We start from the raw sequence: 16360 nt of genomic DNA, 5'->3' as shown, positions 1-16360 counted from the left end.
CGCATTCACGCAAGTACAAGCGGTGAGATATCCTGAATAATTTGCAATTTGAGTGTGAATAAAAGTTTTGATTATTTGCCTATTTTCTGAATAGAATAGCTGAAACATAAGTGATGTAAAAGGATAAAAATGAAGCAGTATGATGTGGTAATTATAGGGGCGGGAGCCGCTGGTTTATTTTGTGCAGCCCAATTAGGGCAAGCAGGTAAAAAGGTTGTTGTGTTGGATAATGGTAAAAAAATAGGGCGGAAAATTTTGATGTCGGGAGGGGGATTTTGTAATTTTACGAATCTTGATGTGTCTGCAAGCCATTATTTAAGCCAAAATCGCCATTTCGTCAAATCTGCCCTATCACGTTACACCAACTGGGATTTTATCTCATTAGTGGTAAGCTATGGTATTTCTTATCACGAAAAGGAATTAGGTCAATTATTTTGTGATGAAAGCTCACAACAAATTGTGGATTTATTGCAGGCAGAATGCCGTAAAGGTGAGGTTGAAATTGTACTGCGTCAAGCGGTGAGTTCTGTTAAAAAAATAGCAAATTATTTTGAAATTCAGACCGCTTGTGAGATTTACCAAGCTCCAGCTTTGGTGATTGCAACGGGGGGGCTTTCAATGCCGGGATTAGGGGCTACACCTTTTGGCTACAAAATAGCAGAACAGTTTGGTTTGCCGATTGTGCCAATTCGGGCGAGCCTTGTACCTTTTACTTGGAAAGAAAGTGATAAAGCCTATGCGAGTTTATCGGGTATTTCTCTTCCTATAAGTGTGTCTAATCATAATAAAGTCTTTAATAATCAAATGCTTTTTACTCATCGGGGATTATCTGGCCCTGCGATCTTACAAATTTCTAATTATTGGGAAATGGGAGAAAGTATTGAGATTGATTTACTACCAACAGAAAATATTACAGAAATCGTACAACAATTACGTCAATCTTCGCCGAAATTACAGCTAAAAACGGTATTAAGTCGCTATTTTCCGAAAAAATTGGTGGAATTATGGCTAGAACAAAAAATATTTGCCGATAAAGCAATCGCTCAATTAACTAAAACAGAATTGAGTTGCTTAGAAACAGTGATCCATCATTGGCATTTTACCCCGAATGGCACAGAAGGTTATCGTACTGCTGAAGTAACAATGGGAGGGGTTGATACGAATTTTATATCTTCACAAACAATGGAAACAAAAACTGTCAAAGGGCTATATTTTATTGGTGAAGTCCTTGATGTAACGGGCTGGCTAGGGGGATATAATTTCCAATGGGCGTGGTCATCTGCAATGGCGTGTGCGAAAGGCATTTTGGCAAAATAAGCGATTAGTTTACAAAATTTTTTGCAAATTTCGCTTTACTGTTTAAATAAACAGTTTTACTATATGCTTATACAGTGATTTGTTATAGGTTTTGACTATGTTAACGCAGCTTACTATCAATAATTTTGCTATTGTTCGCCATCTGGTCTTGGAATTAAACGAAGGAATGTCGGTTATTACGGGAGAAACAGGGGCAGGAAAATCAATTGGTATTGATGCACTCGGGCTATGTTTGGGCTATCGATCTGAAAGCAGTATGATCCGTAATGGTGCAGATAAATCTGATATTACTGCAACGTTTTCTATGCAAACTAATAGCCCTGCTTTTTTATGGCTGAAAGAACACGAATTATTGGATAGCGATAATCCTAATGAGTGTATTTTACGTAGAATGATTAATATTGAAGGGCGTTCAAAAGCCTTTGTAAATAATCACCCTTTACCGATTTCACAATTGCGTGAGTTAGGGCAATATCTTATTCATCTTAATGGTCAGCACGCCCCACAATTATTGCTTAAAAGTGAATATCAGCTTGAATTGGTAGATAATTATGCGGATTTGCATCCATTACTCGCTGAAATGGCAGAACAGTACCAGAGCTGGCGGAAGTTACATAAACAAGTCAAAAATTTTCAGCAACAGTGCCAAGAAAACGAAGCCCGTAAGCAATTATTGCAATATCAGGTAGAAGAACTTGATGAGTTTGCAATTAAAGAGGGAGAATTTGAACAGCTCGAAGAAGATCAAGCTCGTTTGGCGAATGCGGAACAGTTGCTTGATGTTTCCCAATCTGTTATGGGAGCATTATCAGACAATGATCTGAATATCGATACAATGTTGTATCGTGCTATTCGGGACTTAGAAGGGTTGGTCGAAATGGATAGCCATTATTCATCTGCATTGGATATGTTGAATGAGGCTTTAATCCAAATTCAGGAGGCAAGTTCGGAAATTAGCCACTTAGCAGGTAATATTGAACAAGACCCAGCATTACTTGATGAATTAGATAATCGAATTAGTAAAACTATTCAACTTGCTCGTAAGCACCATATTACGAACGAAACGTTATGGCAACACCACCAAAAATTACAACAAGAGTTGCAAACATTATTAGATTTTGAAGATAACGAAGAACAGCTGATTGCAGAGGAACAGAAAGCCCACCAAAAATGTATTCAACTAGCAGAGCAAATTTATCAAAAGCGGTGTGAGGCAGGGCAAAAATTAGCAGAACAGGTTACTCAACAAATTAAACAGTTAGCAATGGAAAATGGTGAATTTTTTATTGATATTCAACATAATTTAGAGAAACTTTCACCGGCGGGAGCAGATGTTGTCGAGTTCAATTTACGCAGTAATTTAGGACAACAGGCACAGCCATTGGCTAAAATCGCTTCAGGCGGAGAACTTTCCCGTATTTCATTGGCGGTGCAAGTTTTAACGGCGAATAAATTATCTACCCCTACGATTATCTTTGATGAAGTTGATGTCGGTATTAGTGGGCCAACGGCAACAGTGGTGGGTAAGTTATTACGTCAGTTAGGGAAAAAATGCCAAGTATTATGCGTAACCCATTTACCGCAAGTGGCAAGCTATGGAAACCACCACTTTAATGTAGAAAAATTTGTTGAAAATAATGAAACTGAAACGCAAATGAGTTTACTTACTCCGAAAGATCGGGTAAGTGCGTTAGCAAGGCTTCTTGGCGGTAGTAAAATTACTGAAGCGGTATTAGCAAATGCTCAAGAGATGTTAGCGTTAGCAGAAATTGAGTAGTACTCAGGGCAATAGTTGATTAGAATAAGCGGTTAGATTTCACTACTTTTTTGCCATTATGCAACTTTCCACTTTTTCGAATACAGAAGCAGAGCTTTTAAGCAAAGCAAAATGGTTGTCCGGATTTACCTTAGGGGAAATTGCTGAGCAGTTAAATATACCGACTCCTCTTGATTTACGCCGTGATAAGGGCTGGGTAGGTATTCTAATTGAAACGGCTTTAGGCGCAAAAGCGGGGAGCAAAGCAGAACAAGATTTTGCTCATTTAGGGATTGAATTAAAAACAATTCCAGTGAATGAGAAAGGTTTACCGCTTGAAACAACGTTTGTAAGTCTCGCCCCTTTAACACAAAATCACGGTATTACGTGGCAAAGCTCTCACGTTCGCCATAAATTACAAAAAGTATTATGGATACCGATTGAAGGTCGGCGTGAAATTCCATTAGCTGAACGGAGAGTGGGTATGCCTATTTTATGGTCTCCGACTGAAGAACAAGAGCAGCGTTTACGGCAGGATTGGGAAGAGCTGATGGAGCTTATTGTTTTTGGTAAATTAACGGAAATTAATGCAACATTAGGGGAAGTGCTACAGTTACGTCCAAAAGGGCGAAATCGGCAATCATTAACTCGAGCAATTAATCAAGATGGAAATAACATTTATTCGTTACCTCTTGGTTTCTATCTGCGTAAAGGTTTTACTACTGAGATTTTACAAAAGTTTTTATCTTCAACCCTTTAATTTATTGAACATTCTCTATATGATTGCTCGCTTTGATAACAAGCGGTGAATTGGCTTGTTTATTTTCAACTAAAGTAAGGAATAAAGTATGTTTGAATGGGTTGTAAACCCTGAAGCTTGGGTAGCCTTATTAACATTAACGGCATTAGAGATTGTATTAGGCATTGATAATATTATCTTCATTAGTATTTTAGTTAGTCGTTTACCTGAGAAACAACGCCAATCGGCTCGAATTATTGGGTTAGGCTTGGCAATGATCACCCGAGTATTGTTGCTATTATCACTAGCTTGGATTATGCACCTGGTTGATCCCTTGTTTACCTTGATGAATAAAGCAATTTCAGGACGTGATCTAATTTTAATTTTAGGTGGATTATTCCTTATCATTAAAAGTTCGATGGAGCTAAAAGAAGCGATCAGTGGTGAAACTCACGATGATCAGAATCCATCAGCCAAAAAAGCTAATTACTTGATGGTGTTAATCCAAATTGCGATTTTAGATATTGTGTTTTCCCTTGATTCTGTTATTACAGCAGTGGGAATTGCAGATGATATCCCTGTGATGGTCATTGCTATTATGATTGCAGTCGGGGTGATGATGTTAGCAGCAAAATCTATTGGTGATTTTGTTGATCGTAACCAAACTATCAAAAATTTAGCCCTTGCATTCTTAATTTTAATTGGTGTTACCTTAATGGGCGAAGGGTTTAGTATCCATATTCCAAAATCAGCAATTTATACTGCAATGGGTTTTTCAGTCATCGTAGAATTATTAAATATTAGAATGCGACGCAATCAAGCAAAACATCAAAAATAGTTGTAAAATGCTCTCAATATTGAGGGCATTTTTATTGGAGCTAAAGTGTTATTAATTGATTTAATAGGTAAGGAACTAACTGCCGAAGAGCAGGAGTTATTAGAACACCCTCTTGTTTCGGGGTTAATACTTTTTACCCGTAATTTTCACAGTCGTGAACAAATTCAAGCATTAGTTAAGTCTATTCGTCAGCGAGTTAAAAAACCGTTATTGATTACAGTTGATCAAGAAGGTGGAAGAGTACAGCGTTTTCGAGAAGGATTTACTCAATTACCTGCAATGCAAGCATTTAGTGCATTATTGCCAACATTAGAAATACAGCAACAATATGCCAAAGAAGCCGGTTGGTTAATGGCGGCAGAAATGTTTGCATTAGATATTGATCTTAGTTTTGCCCCCGTTCTTGATTTAGGACACAATTCTAGTGTAATTGGTGACAGAGCTTTTGGAGCAAGCTCTAAGCAAGTTTTGTCGATTGCTGAAACTTTCATTGATGGAATGCTTGAAATGGGAATGGCAACCACAGGTAAACATTTTCCTGGGCACGGACACGTTTTAGCGGATTCTCATTTAGAAACACCTTTTGATGAACGTATAAAAGAGGCAATCTTTTCTAGTGATATTCTGCCGTTCCAACACCTAATCCAAAAAGGAAAACTTTCAGCCATAATGCCTGCTCACGTCGTTTATACACAGTGCGATAGCCAGCCTGCAAGTGGTTCTTCTTATTGGCTAAAAACAGTACTTCGCCAGAAACTGAATTTTACGGGCGCTATTTTTTCTGATGATCTTGGAATGAAAGGGGCGAGTTTTATGGGAAATTATGTTGAGCGTTGTGAAAAAGCCTTAAATGCAGGTTGTGATTTGCTTTTGCTCTGTAATGAGCCACAAGGCGTAGTGCAAGTATTAGATAATTTGCATTATCAACCTACAAAATCTCAACAATCACGAGCTTTGAGCTTGATGAAACGTAAACAAGTTAGTTGGCGAGAATTGGAAAAGAGTGTTCGTTGGCAGCAAGCAAGTCAAGCTTTGTCAAGATTACAAACCCAATGGCTTGAGTGGAAAGCATTAAATGGCTAATCAGTTAGACTGTCCACATTTTGATGCGGGAGAATGCACTTCTTGCCAATGGTTAGAAATACCTTACCCACAACAAATTGAGCAAAAAATAGCAGATCTCAAGCGGTTAGTTCAGCCTTATTTTTTACCTACAAGTGAAATGTTATCGCCTGTGTTATCGCCAATTTCTCATTTTAGAAATAAGGCAAAAATGGTTGTTTCGGGGAGTGTAGAAAAACCGATTTTAGGTATTTTAACTGATCCAAATGATCCTCAAACAGCAGTTGATTTGACGGATTGTTTACTTTATCCTGCTACATTTCAGCATTTATTTCCTATCTTAAAAATATTTATTGGGCGAGCAGGGCTTGTGCCTTATAACATTGCAAGAAGACGGGGTGAACTGAAATATATTTTGCTAACGCAAAGTGAGTATAATCAGTCTGTGATGATCCGCTTTGTGCTAAAAAGTGAGCTAAAACGCCCGCTTGTTGAGAGAGAGCTGCCCTTTTTGCTTGCGCAATTACCTGAAAATTCGGTGGTAAGTCTAAATATTCAACCGCAACATTCTGCTGTGTTAGAAGGGGAACAAGAAATTTTCCTGACCCCGCAACGAGTATTGGAAGAATATTTTAACCAAATTCCTTTGTTTATTCGTCCACAAGGCTTTTTTCAAACTAACCCTTCTGTGGCAAAACAACTTTATGCAACGGCTCAGCATTGGGCGGAAGACCTACCTATTACGCACTTTTGGGATCTCTTTTGTGGTGTGGGCGGTTTTGGATTGCATTGTTTAACAAGTTTACAAAAGAAAAATCCGAAAGCGAGTTTAACAGGTATTGAAATCTCAGTTTCAGCGATTGAAAGTGCAACGCAATCCGCACAAAAATTAGGGCTGAGAAATATTCATTTTGATTCATTAGATTCTGCACAATTTGCGTTAAATCATCACGGCTATGTGCCAGAACTTGTGATTGTCAATCCACCTCGCCGTGGTATTGGTAAGCCATTAGCTGAATTTCTTAATCAATTAGGATCAACCTATTTAATCTATTCAAGCTGTAATGCGCAAACAATGGCAAAAGATTTTGCAGTTTTAACTCATTATGAATTAGTAAAAATTCAATTATTTGATATGTTCCCTCATACAGCACATTATGAAGTGCTGACTCTGTTGGTGCGTAAATCAGTAAACTAATATTGTTTTTAATTAAAAATATTAAAATCAACGTTTGACTAAATTCTAATAAATTTTGACAAACGTTGATTTTATTTAGAAGATTTTATCTTTAAACTTGCTGTTTTAACCGTTCAAAATAACTGCGAGTTTCTTCAACGACAACGTGGCGAAGTCCAATCAATGCAATTAAATTTGGAAATGCCATTAGCCCATTGACAATATCTGCTAAGGTCCAAATTGTATTGAGTTGGATAAATGGCGCATAGGCAATCAGTGCAATAAAAATAAAGCGGTAGAATTTAATTCCTTTTGTACGCCCACCTATGAGATAAACAAAACAACGTTCGCCGTAATAGCACCAGCCAAGAATAGTAGTAAACGCAAAGAAAATCAGTCCAATAGTAACAATTATTGCACCAATTTGGCTGGCGAGTCCTTGGGAAAAGGCGAGATTAGTCAGTTCTACGCCTTGTTCTGGTCCTTTCCACGTTCCTGTTAGCACAATAACTAACCCCGTCATAGTGCAAACAATAATGGTATCAAGAAACGTGCCGAGCATTGAAATAAGCCCTTGACGAACAGGTTCTTTAGTGTGTGCAGCAGCTGCAGCGATAGCCGCAGAGCCTAGCCCTGATTCATTTGAGAATATTCCTCGAGCAACACCTGATTGAATAGCTTGAGTAACGGTGAAACCAAGAGCCCCCCCGATGGCAGATTCTGGACGAAATGCAGCATCAAAAATAAATGCAATTGTTGCAGGTAATTTGTCAAAATTGAGCGTTAAAATAAGTACAGAAGCAGTTACATAGGCGATTGCCATAAAAGGAACAATGACACTAGCAATGCTAGAAATTCGTTTCACTCCACCTAAAATAATAGCAGCAACTGTAATCGTAAGTACTACGGCAGTAATGCTAATTGGTACGTTGAATGTATCCTGTAGGGCGTTGGTGATCCCATTTACTTGGGGAAATGTACCGATACCAAATAAGGCAACGGTTACGCCAAAAATAGCAAATAGTTTTGCTAGCCATTTCCATTTTTTACCAAGCCCGAGCTCAATGTAGTACATTGGACCGCCTGCGATAAAGCCATCACGGTCTTTGGTGCGGAATTTTATTGCTAAAAGGCATTCTGCATATTTTGTGGCCATTCCAAATAAGGCAATAAGCCACATCCAGAATAATGCACCAGGTCCACCAGATTGGATTGCGGTAGCAACGCCAACGATATTACCTGTACCGATAGTGGCGGCGAGAGCAGTTGAAAGGGCAGCGAATGCTGAAATATCGCCTGATTGATTTTTGCCTTTTTCAGGCTGAAAAATATAGACGAATGCACGAGGCAAACTAAAAATTTGGATAAATTTTAATTTGAATGTGAAATATATGCCTACTCCAGAGAGTAAGATAAGTAGAGGGGGACCCCAAATAATGCTGTCAAGTGTATTTAGAATGTTGTCGATAGACATTTGATATTCCTCGTAAAAACTGCTTACAAGGAAAGAAAAGAACACGAAACGAGTGCTTTAAATTAAATGTAAAATTTTTATTTAAAGTAACCGCTTGTCTTAAACTTTTCTCCCCTGTCCTTTTGCCTGAGCGTTTCACGATTTCTCGCTTGCGCCTTCGGCGTCCATTTTCTGCTTATTTTTAATTAGCAGAGTGGATCTCTCCAAGGGTTCGTCCAATAGCTGTCCTCGCTTTCGCACCTGAAAGAGTTTGCCTCGTCGGTGTGGGGTTTTCCCCACTCTCCAGCTATCTTCATCCGAACATTTCTCTTTAAAAAGAGATGGCAAATTGTAGCAATTCTTTTTTATTCGTCAATCATTTCATATTGAATAGAGCGTTCTTTATGTTAAATCACTATAAAAAGTGTAAATTTAATTAAGAAAATTGTATAAGTTTATTGCAAAATATGGGGGGTGGGCTAGAATAGCGAGGCTTTTGTTATCTGCTAGGATTGACAAGAGTTCGTAAATTTTGGAGGAATCCAACCGCTTCTTTTTACTCATTATTTGGAGAAAAATTAAATGAAAAAATGGGCTGTGGCTTTAACGTCTGGTATGGTGTTGTTTAGTGCAAATGCAATGGCAGCAAATGAAACTGTGCATCTTTACACTTGGACAGAATATGTACCAGAAGGTCTATTAGACCAGTTTACCAAAGAAACCGGTATTAAAGTTGAAGTTTCAAGTCTTGAATCTAATGAAACAATGTATGCAAAATTGAAGATTCAAGGCAAAGATGGTGGTTATGACGTTATCGCACCGACGAACTATTTTGTATCTAAAATGGCTCGTGAAGGTATGCTAATGGAACTTGATCATAGTAAATTGCCTGTGATTAAAGAGTTAAATCCAGATTGGTTGGATAAATCTTACGATAAAGGTAATAAATATTCATTACCACAGTTATTAGGTGCACCGGGTATTGCATTTAATACCACTGAATATAAAGGTGCTGAATTTACTTCTTGGGCCGATTTATGGAAGCCAGAGTTTAAAGATAAAGTACAGCTATTAGATGATGTACGAGAAGTTTTCAATATTGCATTGCTTAAATTAGGTAAAAATCCCAATACAACTGATCCTGCTGAAATTAAAGCGGCTTATGAAGAGTTATTAAAATTACGCCCAAATATATTGGCGTTTAGTTCGGATAACCCTGCAAATTCATTTATTTCAGGTGAGGTAAATGTAGGTCAATTATGGAATGGCTCAGTTCGTATTGCGAAGAAAGAAAAAGCTCCAGTTGATATGATTTATCCAAAAGAAGGTCCAGTGCTTTGGGTGGATAATTTAGCAATTCCTTCAAATGCGAAAAATCCAGAAGCGGCACATAAGTTGATCAATTATTTATTAAGTGCTCCAGTGGCAGAAAAATTAACGTTAGCTATTGGGTATCCAACTTCAAATATGAAAGCGTTAGATGTTCTGCCTAAGGAAATTACGGAAGATCCTGCTATCTATCCACCATCGGATATCCTCAAAAATAGCCAATGGCAAGATGATGTGGGTGATGCAATTGAAATTTATGAAAAATATTATCAAGAGCTAAAAGCTGCTAAATAATATTGATTTAATTTAAAAACCCTAGGCAATGCGCTTGGGGTTTTTCTTTTTAAGCTATTTTTTTGTATGGCTTGTTTCTATATTAGCACTAAAAGTTGTGCTACAATTTCACAAATTATTTGAGTTAAGAGATAAAATGAATACTCGCTTAAATCTGATTTTATTGCTGATTGTTGCGGTTTTAGGTGGCTGGTATATTAGCCAACAAGAAAGTGATAATCCTGCATTAGCGAACTTAGTAAAACGTGAAGGAGAACCAGAATATACGGGGAGAAAAATGACAACCACCGTGTATGATTTGAAAGGGCAGCCTCAATATTTTGCACAAGCACAAGAAATCAAGCGTTTTGAAACAACGGAACGCACAGAATTTTTAAAACCATTACTTAATCTTTTTGATGTAGAAACGAAATTAAAGCAGTGGAAAGTTACAGCAGATTATGCAGAAATTACTAAAGATAAAATTTTAACGTTAAAAGGTAATGTAAAAATTGAAGGGCTTGATCCCCATTCACGTCTAAATTCGATTGAAACAGAAAGTCTTTCAATAAATTTAATTACGCAGGATATTAATACAGAGAGTGTTGTAAAATCTTCAGGAATGGGATTTACGACTACCGGAACAGGGCTTGTCGGCAATTTAAAAAAGCAGGTAGCAACATTAACTAAGAATGTTAAAACATATATTGAACCGACTGTCATTAAACAGACTGAGCAACAAACAGGCTCAGAGAAAAAATAAATGAAGGATATAAAATGAAATTTGCAAAAAAAGCCTTACTTCTTACCGCTTTATTTTCACTAAGCTTATCTGCTTACGCTTTAAAAGGTGATACGGATAAACCTATTGATATTTTATCAGGTAGCCAATCCTTAGATATGGAACAGCAAGTTGTTATTTTCACTGATAATGTATTGATTACGCAGGGATCAATTAAAATTAATGCAGGAAAAGTGAAAATTACCCGTCAAGAAAATAAAAAAGAAAAAATTGAAGCAAGCGGTTCACCCGTTACATTTCAACAAACGTTAGATAATGGTAAACCTGTTAATGGACGAGCAAATGGAGTAACTTACGATCTTAATAGTGAGTTTTTAACTTTAATTGGTAATGCAGAACTAAAACAGCTAGATAGTTTTATTAAAGCAGAACGCATTACTTATGATGTAAAAAAACAGCAATTAAAAGCAACAAGTGGTGGAAAAACACGGGTAAAAACTGTGCTAATTCCTACTCAATTACAAGATAATAAGATTAAGAGTCCGAAAAAATAGGGGCTAAAATGTCAGTACTTTATGCAGAACATTTGGCGAAAAGCTATAAAAATCGTCAAGTTGTAAAAGATGTTAGCTTATCGGTAAAATCAGGTGAAATTGTTGGGCTACTCGGTCCAAATGGTGCAGGGAAAACGACTACTTTTTATATGATAGTTGGTTTAGTTCGCCACGATCAAGGCAAAATACGCATTGATGATTTAGATATTAGTTTATTGCCAATGCACGATAGAGCAAAACAAGGGATTGGCTATTTACCCCAAGAGGCGTCTATTTTCCGCCGTTTAAGTGTGTATGATAATTTAATGGCTGTATTACAGGTGCGTAAGGATCTCTCCGATCGGCAACGAAAGGCTCGTGCTAATGAATTGATCGAAGAGTTTCATATTGAACATATTCGTAATAGCCTGGGGCAGTCATTATCTGGTGGTGAACGTCGTCGTGTTGAAATTGCCAGAGCATTAGCAGCTAATCCCAAATTTATTTTGTTAGATGAGCCTTTTGCAGGGGTTGATCCGATTTCTGTAATTGATATTAAGAAAATTATTGTCAATCTAAAAGAACGGGGATTAGGCGTATTGATTACTGATCACAATGTACGTGAAACCCTTGACGTCTGTGAACGTGCTTATATTGTTGGTAATGGGCAAATGATTGCAAATGGTACGCCTACGGAAGTGTTAGAAAACCCTGAAGTAAAACGGGTTTACTTAGGTGATCAATTTAAACTTTAAATTAATTGGTTGTTTTTAGAGCATTTATTAGATGACCTAAAATAACCTTTTATAAATAAAATGATGAAACTTACACAATTTCTTAGCCTTGAATATATTCAACAGGGTGTCTTGCTGTCTAGCAAAAAGCGTGTATTAGAGCTAATTGGTAAATTAGTTGCTGATATTGCGAATGCTCAATCTACTCAAACTGAGAATACGGTATGTCCTTTGGAATGTTTTAGTAACTTGTTTAAGCGAGAAAAATTAGGCTCAACGGCATTAAATAATGGTGTTGCATTACCCCATACTAAATTACCTCAAAATAATCATATAACGATAAAGCAGCCCATTGCTGTATTTTTACAGCTTGCCAAGCCAATTGATTTTGAAGCGGAAGATCATAAGGAAGTTGATCTTGTCTATGCTATTTTATTTCCAGAGGAGCATTGTGAGCAATATCGGGGGGGGCTGATGAATATTGCTCACCAGTTAAGCGACAAAGTATTATTAAAACAGCTCCGAGCAGCAACATCAATAGAAGAAATTTGGTCAATTTTCAGTTATGCTGATCAACAAGCAGAAACCCAACTTGAACAAAAAATGGATTAATTTATGGAGCTGATAATCATCAGTGGGCGATCGGGGGCAGGAAAATCGGTCGCATTAAGAGCGTTGGAAGATATTGGTTATTATTGTGTGGATAATATCCCCTTGCCGTTAATTCCCCAGTTAGCAGAATTGTTAGCAAAATCTGATCAATCTACGGTAATTAGCTTGGATGTCCGTAATTTACCCGAAGATCCAACCTTACTTGAGTTAATATTGAACCAGTTGCCTAAGAAAATTCAAGCAAAATTAATTTTTTTAGACTGTGCACGAAAAACATTAATTCGCCGATATAGTGATTCTCGCCGTCTTCATCCACTATCAAGCCAAGGACAGTCTTTGGAAAGTGCGATTGAATTAGAGAATAAATTGCTTGATCCTTTTTTCCAACAAGCCAATTATATTATTGATACAACTTCGCTTTCAGCCCACGAATTAGCTGAAAATTTGCGTGAGTTGTTGCGTGGTTCAGCAGAAAAAGAGTTAAAAATTGTCGTAGAGTCTTTTGGATTTAAGTATGGCGTGCCAGCGGATGCTGATTATGTTTTCGATGTGCGGTTTTTACCTAATCCCCATTGGAATCCTGATCTTCGTTCAATGACAGGTTTAGAGCAACCTGTCATTGAATTTCTAGAGCAACAAACAGAAGTTAATAATTTTATCTATCATACCCGTAATTATTTAGAAATGTGGCTACCTGCATTAGAGAAAAATAATCGAAGTTATTTAACTATTGCGATTGGCTGTACAGGAGGGAAGCATCGATCCGTATTTATTGCAGAACAGTTAGCTAAATTCTTTGCGAGTCGTAATAAAAATGTACAAGTCCGCCATCGTAGTTTAGAGAAATACCATAAGAAATCATAATATGAAAAATGTAGATATTGTTATTGTTGGTGCCGGAATGGTTGGATTGGCATTAGCAGGGTTACTAGCAGAAACGGATTGTCAAATCATATTGATTGAAGAACATAAACCCAATTTATCTCAAAAAGAAAATAAAATTTCTCATCGAGTTAGTGCGATAAATTTGGCAAGTCAAGAGATGTTACAGAAAATAGGGGCTTGGCAAAAAATTCCTTGTGAGCGTCTTTCCCCCTATATGCAGATGAATGTCTGGGAAAAAGATAGTTTTGCTCATATTCATTTTGATAATCACGATCCATTAATTCAGCAATTGGGTTTGGAACATTTGGGGGTGATTGTTGAAAATGAACAAATTCAATTAGCATTATGGCAGGTTATTCAGCAACAGAAAAATGTTGAAATTTTATATGATAAGCCAACAAGTTTAGGTGTTAGCGATAATGGAGCATTTTTGACTTTAGCCTCAGGAGAAATGTTATCAGCAAAATTAGTCGTTGGAGCCGATGGGGCAAATTCTTGGGTGCGTGAGCAAAGTCAAATACCATTAATGAGTCAAGATTACCAACATACTGCTTTAGTGTGTAATGTTAAAACAACCGAACAACATCAACGAACGGCTCGTCAAGTTTTTTCGCCTGAAAATATTCTCGCTTTTTTACCCCTAAATAATGAATATCTTTGTTCTATTGTGTGGTCATTACCGCCAGAACAAGCGAAATTATTTAATGAAATGGATGAAATTTCTTTTAATAGAGCCTTAACAATTGCATTTGATAACCAGCTTGGCTTGTGTGAAGTGCAAAGTTCTCGGGCAATCTACCCGCTTGTGGCACGTTATGCTCGTGATTTTGCTCAACCTCGTATTGTCATTGTAGGTGATGCAGCTCATACTATTCACCCTTTAGCAGGGCTTGGGGTAAATTTAGGTTTTGCTGATGTGATTATGCTAGCTAACGAATTAAAACAGCATTTATTGTTAGGTAATGATATTGGTGAGTATCGCCATCTACGTCGATTTGAGCGTAGGCGAAAAGCAGAGGCAGTAAAAGTATTGGTAGCAATGAAAGGATTAAAATCATTATTTGAAAGCAATAACCCTGTAAAAAAATTATTGAGGGGAACCGGCTTACGTCTGGCAAATGAAAGTACGTTGATCAAAAAATTTTTTATTGAACAAACAATACAGTTTTGATTGTTTTTTATTCGTTCAGATTTAATCTGAATTGTACTTTGAACTAATTATATTGTTTCGTGTCTATCGGAGGCAATAACATCATTTTCAATGATAGATTTTTCTCTTTATTTAAGGAATTTTTAATGACTAAATTTACTAAAATTAGCCTGGCTGCACTTTTTTCAATTTTTTTAAGTGCTTGTGATAAACCTGCGACAGATACTGCAACAAAAACAGAAGCGGCTCAATCATCAGTAGCAAAAACAGCGGATACTCCTGCAGATGCACAAGGTGTTGCTGATTTTGAGAAACTTTTAGCTTGGAAATCAGCACAAGAAACTGCATTAAACCAAGCACAAAATGATCTTCAACAAGGTATCAAAAGCCAAGATCAATCTAAAATTGATGAAGGTTTTAAAGCATTCCAAGCACAAGTTGCAGATGTGCTAAAAAGTTTAGACGAGTTAAATGTAACTAATCCAGATGTTGTTGCATTTAAAGCTAAAACCAAAGAGAGTTTAGTTCTTTCTAATGAATTAATTTCAACTTGGGTCAATGCTGCTGCACAACCAAGCCCAGAAGTACAAAAATTAGTACAAGAAAAAGCACAGAAATTGATCGAATTGGGTGCTGAATTACAACAAACTCAACTTGAATTACAGAAAAAATTCGTAAAATAATTGAGTAATCTTATTATTAGATTTTCAAAATGATATAAGCCATTTCTTTGGAAATGGCTTTTTTATTTTGTTTTTTATCTCTAGGTTAGGCTTTTAGTGGTGTAATAAAAGGGCTGGTAATGTTTACAATAGGTAAAGATGAGCCTTGCCAAGGTCGTATTAGTTGTACGGGCATTAAATTTAATGTATCTAATCCTGGAATGGTATTAGGCGTATATTGATAGGCTATACGAGCTAATTGTGAAAGTCCAAGGCTAGACTCAATACTGGAGCTTATAACGGCAAGCATTCCTTGCTGATGAGCCTGCTCAATCAGTTTTATACATTTTTGTATAGAACCGATTAGCATTGGTTTTAATACAATAGCGGTTAGATAAGGCATTTTTTTGATAGTAAATGAGCTTTCTCGCACGCTTTCGTCCCAGGCAATTGCTATTTGTTGTTGAATGGCAAATTGTTGAGATAGTTCAGGTGTTTGACACGGTTCTTCAATAAATTGAATACGTTTGCGGTTTTTAAGTGAAATCTGTTTAGCAAATAATTCAGCTTGAGGGAGTTGCCAGATACGATTTGCATCAAGCCGTAGCATTAAATAGGGAAAAGCGTGTAAGAAATCTTCTACCATTTTTCCATCGTGTTCTGGATCGAAGCCAATTTTTAATTTAGCAATTGAGGTTTTCTGCTCGTGTAATTGTTCGGCAAATTCAGAAAGATTCCCTTTACACAGGGGGACAGTTTGATAGTTACCTTGCATAGCTAATGTTCCCGACAGCTCTGCCAATGCACAACTTAACCCAAAAGCAACGGACGGCGGTAAATTTTCTATGCTTGGGTTTAGTGCTTTTTCCCATTGGTTGATCCAATGGCGTAAAGTAAGTTCTGCAATATCCAAATCTTCCTGGCTAAAGTGGGGGAGAGGGGCTATTTCTCCCCATCCCATATTTCCTTTTTCTTCCAAGCACACAAGTAACCCTTGTCGTTGTGTCATAGGTCGGTAACGCAGTACCACGTTTACTTTAAGTGGAATTTGATAATGATAGAGCCTAGCTTTTCGCATTATGTACCTACAAAAATAGA

The 16360-nt window shown here is 37.1% G+C and carries 16 protein-coding genes and 2 riboswitches; of the genes, 14 read left to right on the top strand and 2 right to left on the bottom strand.

The genetic code is table 11. From position 1 onward, the window contains the following. Positions 1 to 129: 129 nt before the first annotated feature. The 6 genes from A6B43_RS01455 (at position 130) to rlmC (ending at position 6910) form a co-directional block, all read left to right on the top strand. The gene (locus A6B43_RS01455) at positions 130 to 1317 is read left to right on the top strand and encodes a BaiN/RdsA family NAD(P)/FAD-dependent oxidoreductase (RefSeq protein WP_124210822.1); all 1188 of its coding nucleotides are present in this window, start codon (positions 130 to 132) and stop codon (positions 1315 to 1317) included. A gap of 97 nt (positions 1318 to 1414) precedes the next feature. Then, on the top strand, positions 1415 to 3094 hold the full coding sequence (recN, locus tag A6B43_RS01450; protein WP_124210821.1) for a DNA repair protein RecN: 1680 nt from the start codon (positions 1415 to 1417) through the stop codon (positions 3092 to 3094). Positions 3095 to 3152: 58 nt separating this feature from the next. Next, positions 3153 to 3833: a DNA mismatch repair endonuclease MutH gene (gene mutH, locus A6B43_RS01445; protein WP_124210820.1), complete on the top strand. Its 681-nt coding sequence runs from the start codon at positions 3153 to 3155 to the stop codon at positions 3831 to 3833. Between the two features lie 88 nt (positions 3834 to 3921). Continuing rightward, positions 3922 to 4650: a TerC family protein gene (locus tag A6B43_RS01440; RefSeq protein ID WP_124210819.1), complete on the top strand. Its 729-nt coding sequence runs from the start codon at positions 3922 to 3924 to the stop codon at positions 4648 to 4650. Positions 4651 to 4695: 45 nt separating this feature from the next. Then, entirely contained in the window at positions 4696 to 5733 is a 1038-nt protein-coding gene (gene nagZ / locus A6B43_RS01435) for a beta-N-acetylhexosaminidase (RefSeq protein WP_124210818.1), read from the top strand. Next, positions 5726 to 6910 carry a 23S rRNA (uracil(747)-C(5))-methyltransferase RlmC gene (gene rlmC / locus A6B43_RS01430; RefSeq protein ID WP_124210817.1) on the top strand — a complete coding sequence of 395 codons (1185 nt, stop codon included), beginning with the start codon at positions 5726 to 5728 and terminating at the stop codon, positions 6908 to 6910. Before nagZ ends, rlmC begins: the two co-directional genes overlap by 8 nt. 91 nt (positions 6911 to 7001) lie before the next feature. On the opposite strand, the gene A6B43_RS01425 is transcribed toward rlmC, so the two are convergent. After that, positions 7002 to 8363, bottom strand: a complete 1362-nt coding sequence (locus tag A6B43_RS01425; protein ID WP_124210816.1) for an alanine/glycine:cation symporter family protein — start codon at positions 8361 to 8363, stop codon at positions 7002 to 7004. Positions 8364 to 8474: 111 nt separating this feature from the next. Then, positions 8475 to 8573, bottom strand: a riboswitch (glycine riboswitch). A gap of 2 nt (positions 8574 to 8575) precedes the next feature. Further along, positions 8576 to 8659: riboswitch (glycine riboswitch) on the bottom strand. Between the two features lie 265 nt (positions 8660 to 8924). Here A6B43_RS01425 and A6B43_RS01420 point away from each other — a divergent pair. The 8 genes from A6B43_RS01420 (at position 8925) to A6B43_RS01385 (ending at position 15283) form a co-directional block, all read left to right on the top strand. Continuing rightward, positions 8925 to 9965, top strand: coding sequence for an extracellular solute-binding protein (locus A6B43_RS01420; protein ID WP_124210815.1), 1041 nt, complete (start codon positions 8925 to 8927; stop codon positions 9963 to 9965). Between the two features lie 136 nt (positions 9966 to 10101). Then, positions 10102 to 10707, top strand: coding sequence for an LPS export ABC transporter periplasmic protein LptC (lptC, locus tag A6B43_RS01415; RefSeq protein WP_124210814.1), 606 nt, complete (start codon positions 10102 to 10104; stop codon positions 10705 to 10707). A 14-nt stretch (positions 10708 to 10721) separates the two neighbouring features. Then, a complete protein-coding gene (lptA, locus tag A6B43_RS01410; protein ID WP_124210813.1) occupies positions 10722 to 11240 on the top strand; it encodes a lipopolysaccharide transport periplasmic protein LptA in 519 nt (172 codons plus the stop codon). Between the two features lie 8 nt (positions 11241 to 11248). Further along, positions 11249 to 11974, top strand: coding sequence for an LPS export ABC transporter ATP-binding protein (gene lptB, locus A6B43_RS01405; protein ID WP_124210812.1), 726 nt, complete (start codon positions 11249 to 11251; stop codon positions 11972 to 11974). 63 nt (positions 11975 to 12037) lie between these two features. Continuing rightward, the gene (locus tag A6B43_RS01400) at positions 12038 to 12565 is read left to right on the top strand and encodes a PTS sugar transporter subunit IIA (protein WP_176672536.1); all 528 of its coding nucleotides are present in this window, start codon (positions 12038 to 12040) and stop codon (positions 12563 to 12565) included. A 3-nt stretch (positions 12566 to 12568) separates the two neighbouring features. After that, positions 12569 to 13429 carry an RNase adapter RapZ gene (gene rapZ, locus A6B43_RS01395; protein WP_124210810.1) on the top strand — a complete coding sequence of 287 codons (861 nt, stop codon included), beginning with the start codon at positions 12569 to 12571 and terminating at the stop codon, positions 13427 to 13429. A 1-nt stretch (position 13430) separates the two neighbouring features. Next, positions 13431 to 14621 carry an FAD-dependent monooxygenase gene (locus A6B43_RS01390; RefSeq protein ID WP_124210809.1) on the top strand — a complete coding sequence of 397 codons (1191 nt, stop codon included), beginning with the start codon at positions 13431 to 13433 and terminating at the stop codon, positions 14619 to 14621. Between the two features lie 125 nt (positions 14622 to 14746). Then, entirely contained in the window at positions 14747 to 15283 is a 537-nt protein-coding gene (locus A6B43_RS01385; protein WP_124210808.1) for a lipoprotein HlpB, read from the top strand. Between the two features lie 85 nt (positions 15284 to 15368). Here the strand turns inward: A6B43_RS01385 and menC are convergent, their stop codons facing one another. Then, a complete protein-coding gene (gene menC / locus A6B43_RS01380; protein WP_124210807.1) occupies positions 15369 to 16340 on the bottom strand; it encodes an o-succinylbenzoate synthase in 972 nt (323 codons plus the stop codon). Between the last annotated feature and the right edge of the window lie 20 nt (positions 16341 to 16360).

Source organism: Vespertiliibacter pulmonis (assembly GCF_013377275.1).
Lineage (GTDB): Bacteria > Pseudomonadota > Gammaproteobacteria > Enterobacterales > Pasteurellaceae > Vespertiliibacter > Vespertiliibacter pulmonis.
The sequence above is the reverse complement of the archived record's forward strand: the minus strand, read 5'-3'. Positions and strand labels throughout refer to the sequence as shown.

Bases quoted from the DNA above. Each gene is read 5' to 3' on its own strand.
- A6B43_RS01425 (WP_124210816.1), bottom strand. From the start codon at position 8,363: ATGTCTATCGACAACATTCTAAATACACTTGACAGCATTATTTGGGGT.
- A6B43_RS01420 (WP_124210815.1), top strand. From the start codon at position 8,925: ATGAAAAAATGGGCTGTGGCTTTAACGTCTGGTATGGTGTTGTTTAGT.
- recN (WP_124210821.1), top strand. From the start codon at position 1,415: ATGTTAACGCAGCTTACTATCAATAATTTTGCTATTGTTCGCCATCTG.
- A6B43_RS01385 (WP_124210808.1), top strand. From the start codon at position 14,747: ATGACTAAATTTACTAAAATTAGCCTGGCTGCACTTTTTTCAATTTTT.
- lptC (WP_124210814.1), top strand. From the start codon at position 10,102: ATGAATACTCGCTTAAATCTGATTTTATTGCTGATTGTTGCGGTTTTA.
- lptA (WP_124210813.1), top strand. From the start codon at position 10,722: ATGAAATTTGCAAAAAAAGCCTTACTTCTTACCGCTTTATTTTCACTA.
- A6B43_RS01455 (WP_124210822.1), top strand. From the start codon at position 130: ATGAAGCAGTATGATGTGGTAATTATAGGGGCGGGAGCCGCTGGTTTA.
- mutH (WP_124210820.1), top strand. From the start codon at position 3,153: ATGCAACTTTCCACTTTTTCGAATACAGAAGCAGAGCTTTTAAGCAAA.
- lptB (WP_124210812.1), top strand. From the start codon at position 11,249: ATGTCAGTACTTTATGCAGAACATTTGGCGAAAAGCTATAAAAATCGT.
- A6B43_RS01400 (WP_176672536.1), top strand. From the start codon at position 12,038: ATGAAACTTACACAATTTCTTAGCCTTGAATATATTCAACAGGGTGTC.
- A6B43_RS01390 (WP_124210809.1), top strand. From the start codon at position 13,431: ATGAAAAATGTAGATATTGTTATTGTTGGTGCCGGAATGGTTGGATTG.
- rlmC (WP_124210817.1), top strand. From the start codon at position 5,726: ATGGCTAATCAGTTAGACTGTCCACATTTTGATGCGGGAGAATGCACT.
- menC (WP_124210807.1), bottom strand. From the start codon at position 16,340: ATGCGAAAAGCTAGGCTCTATCATTATCAAATTCCACTTAAAGTAAAC.
- A6B43_RS01440 (WP_124210819.1), top strand. From the start codon at position 3,922: ATGTTTGAATGGGTTGTAAACCCTGAAGCTTGGGTAGCCTTATTAACA.
- rapZ (WP_124210810.1), top strand. From the start codon at position 12,569: ATGGAGCTGATAATCATCAGTGGGCGATCGGGGGCAGGAAAATCGGTC.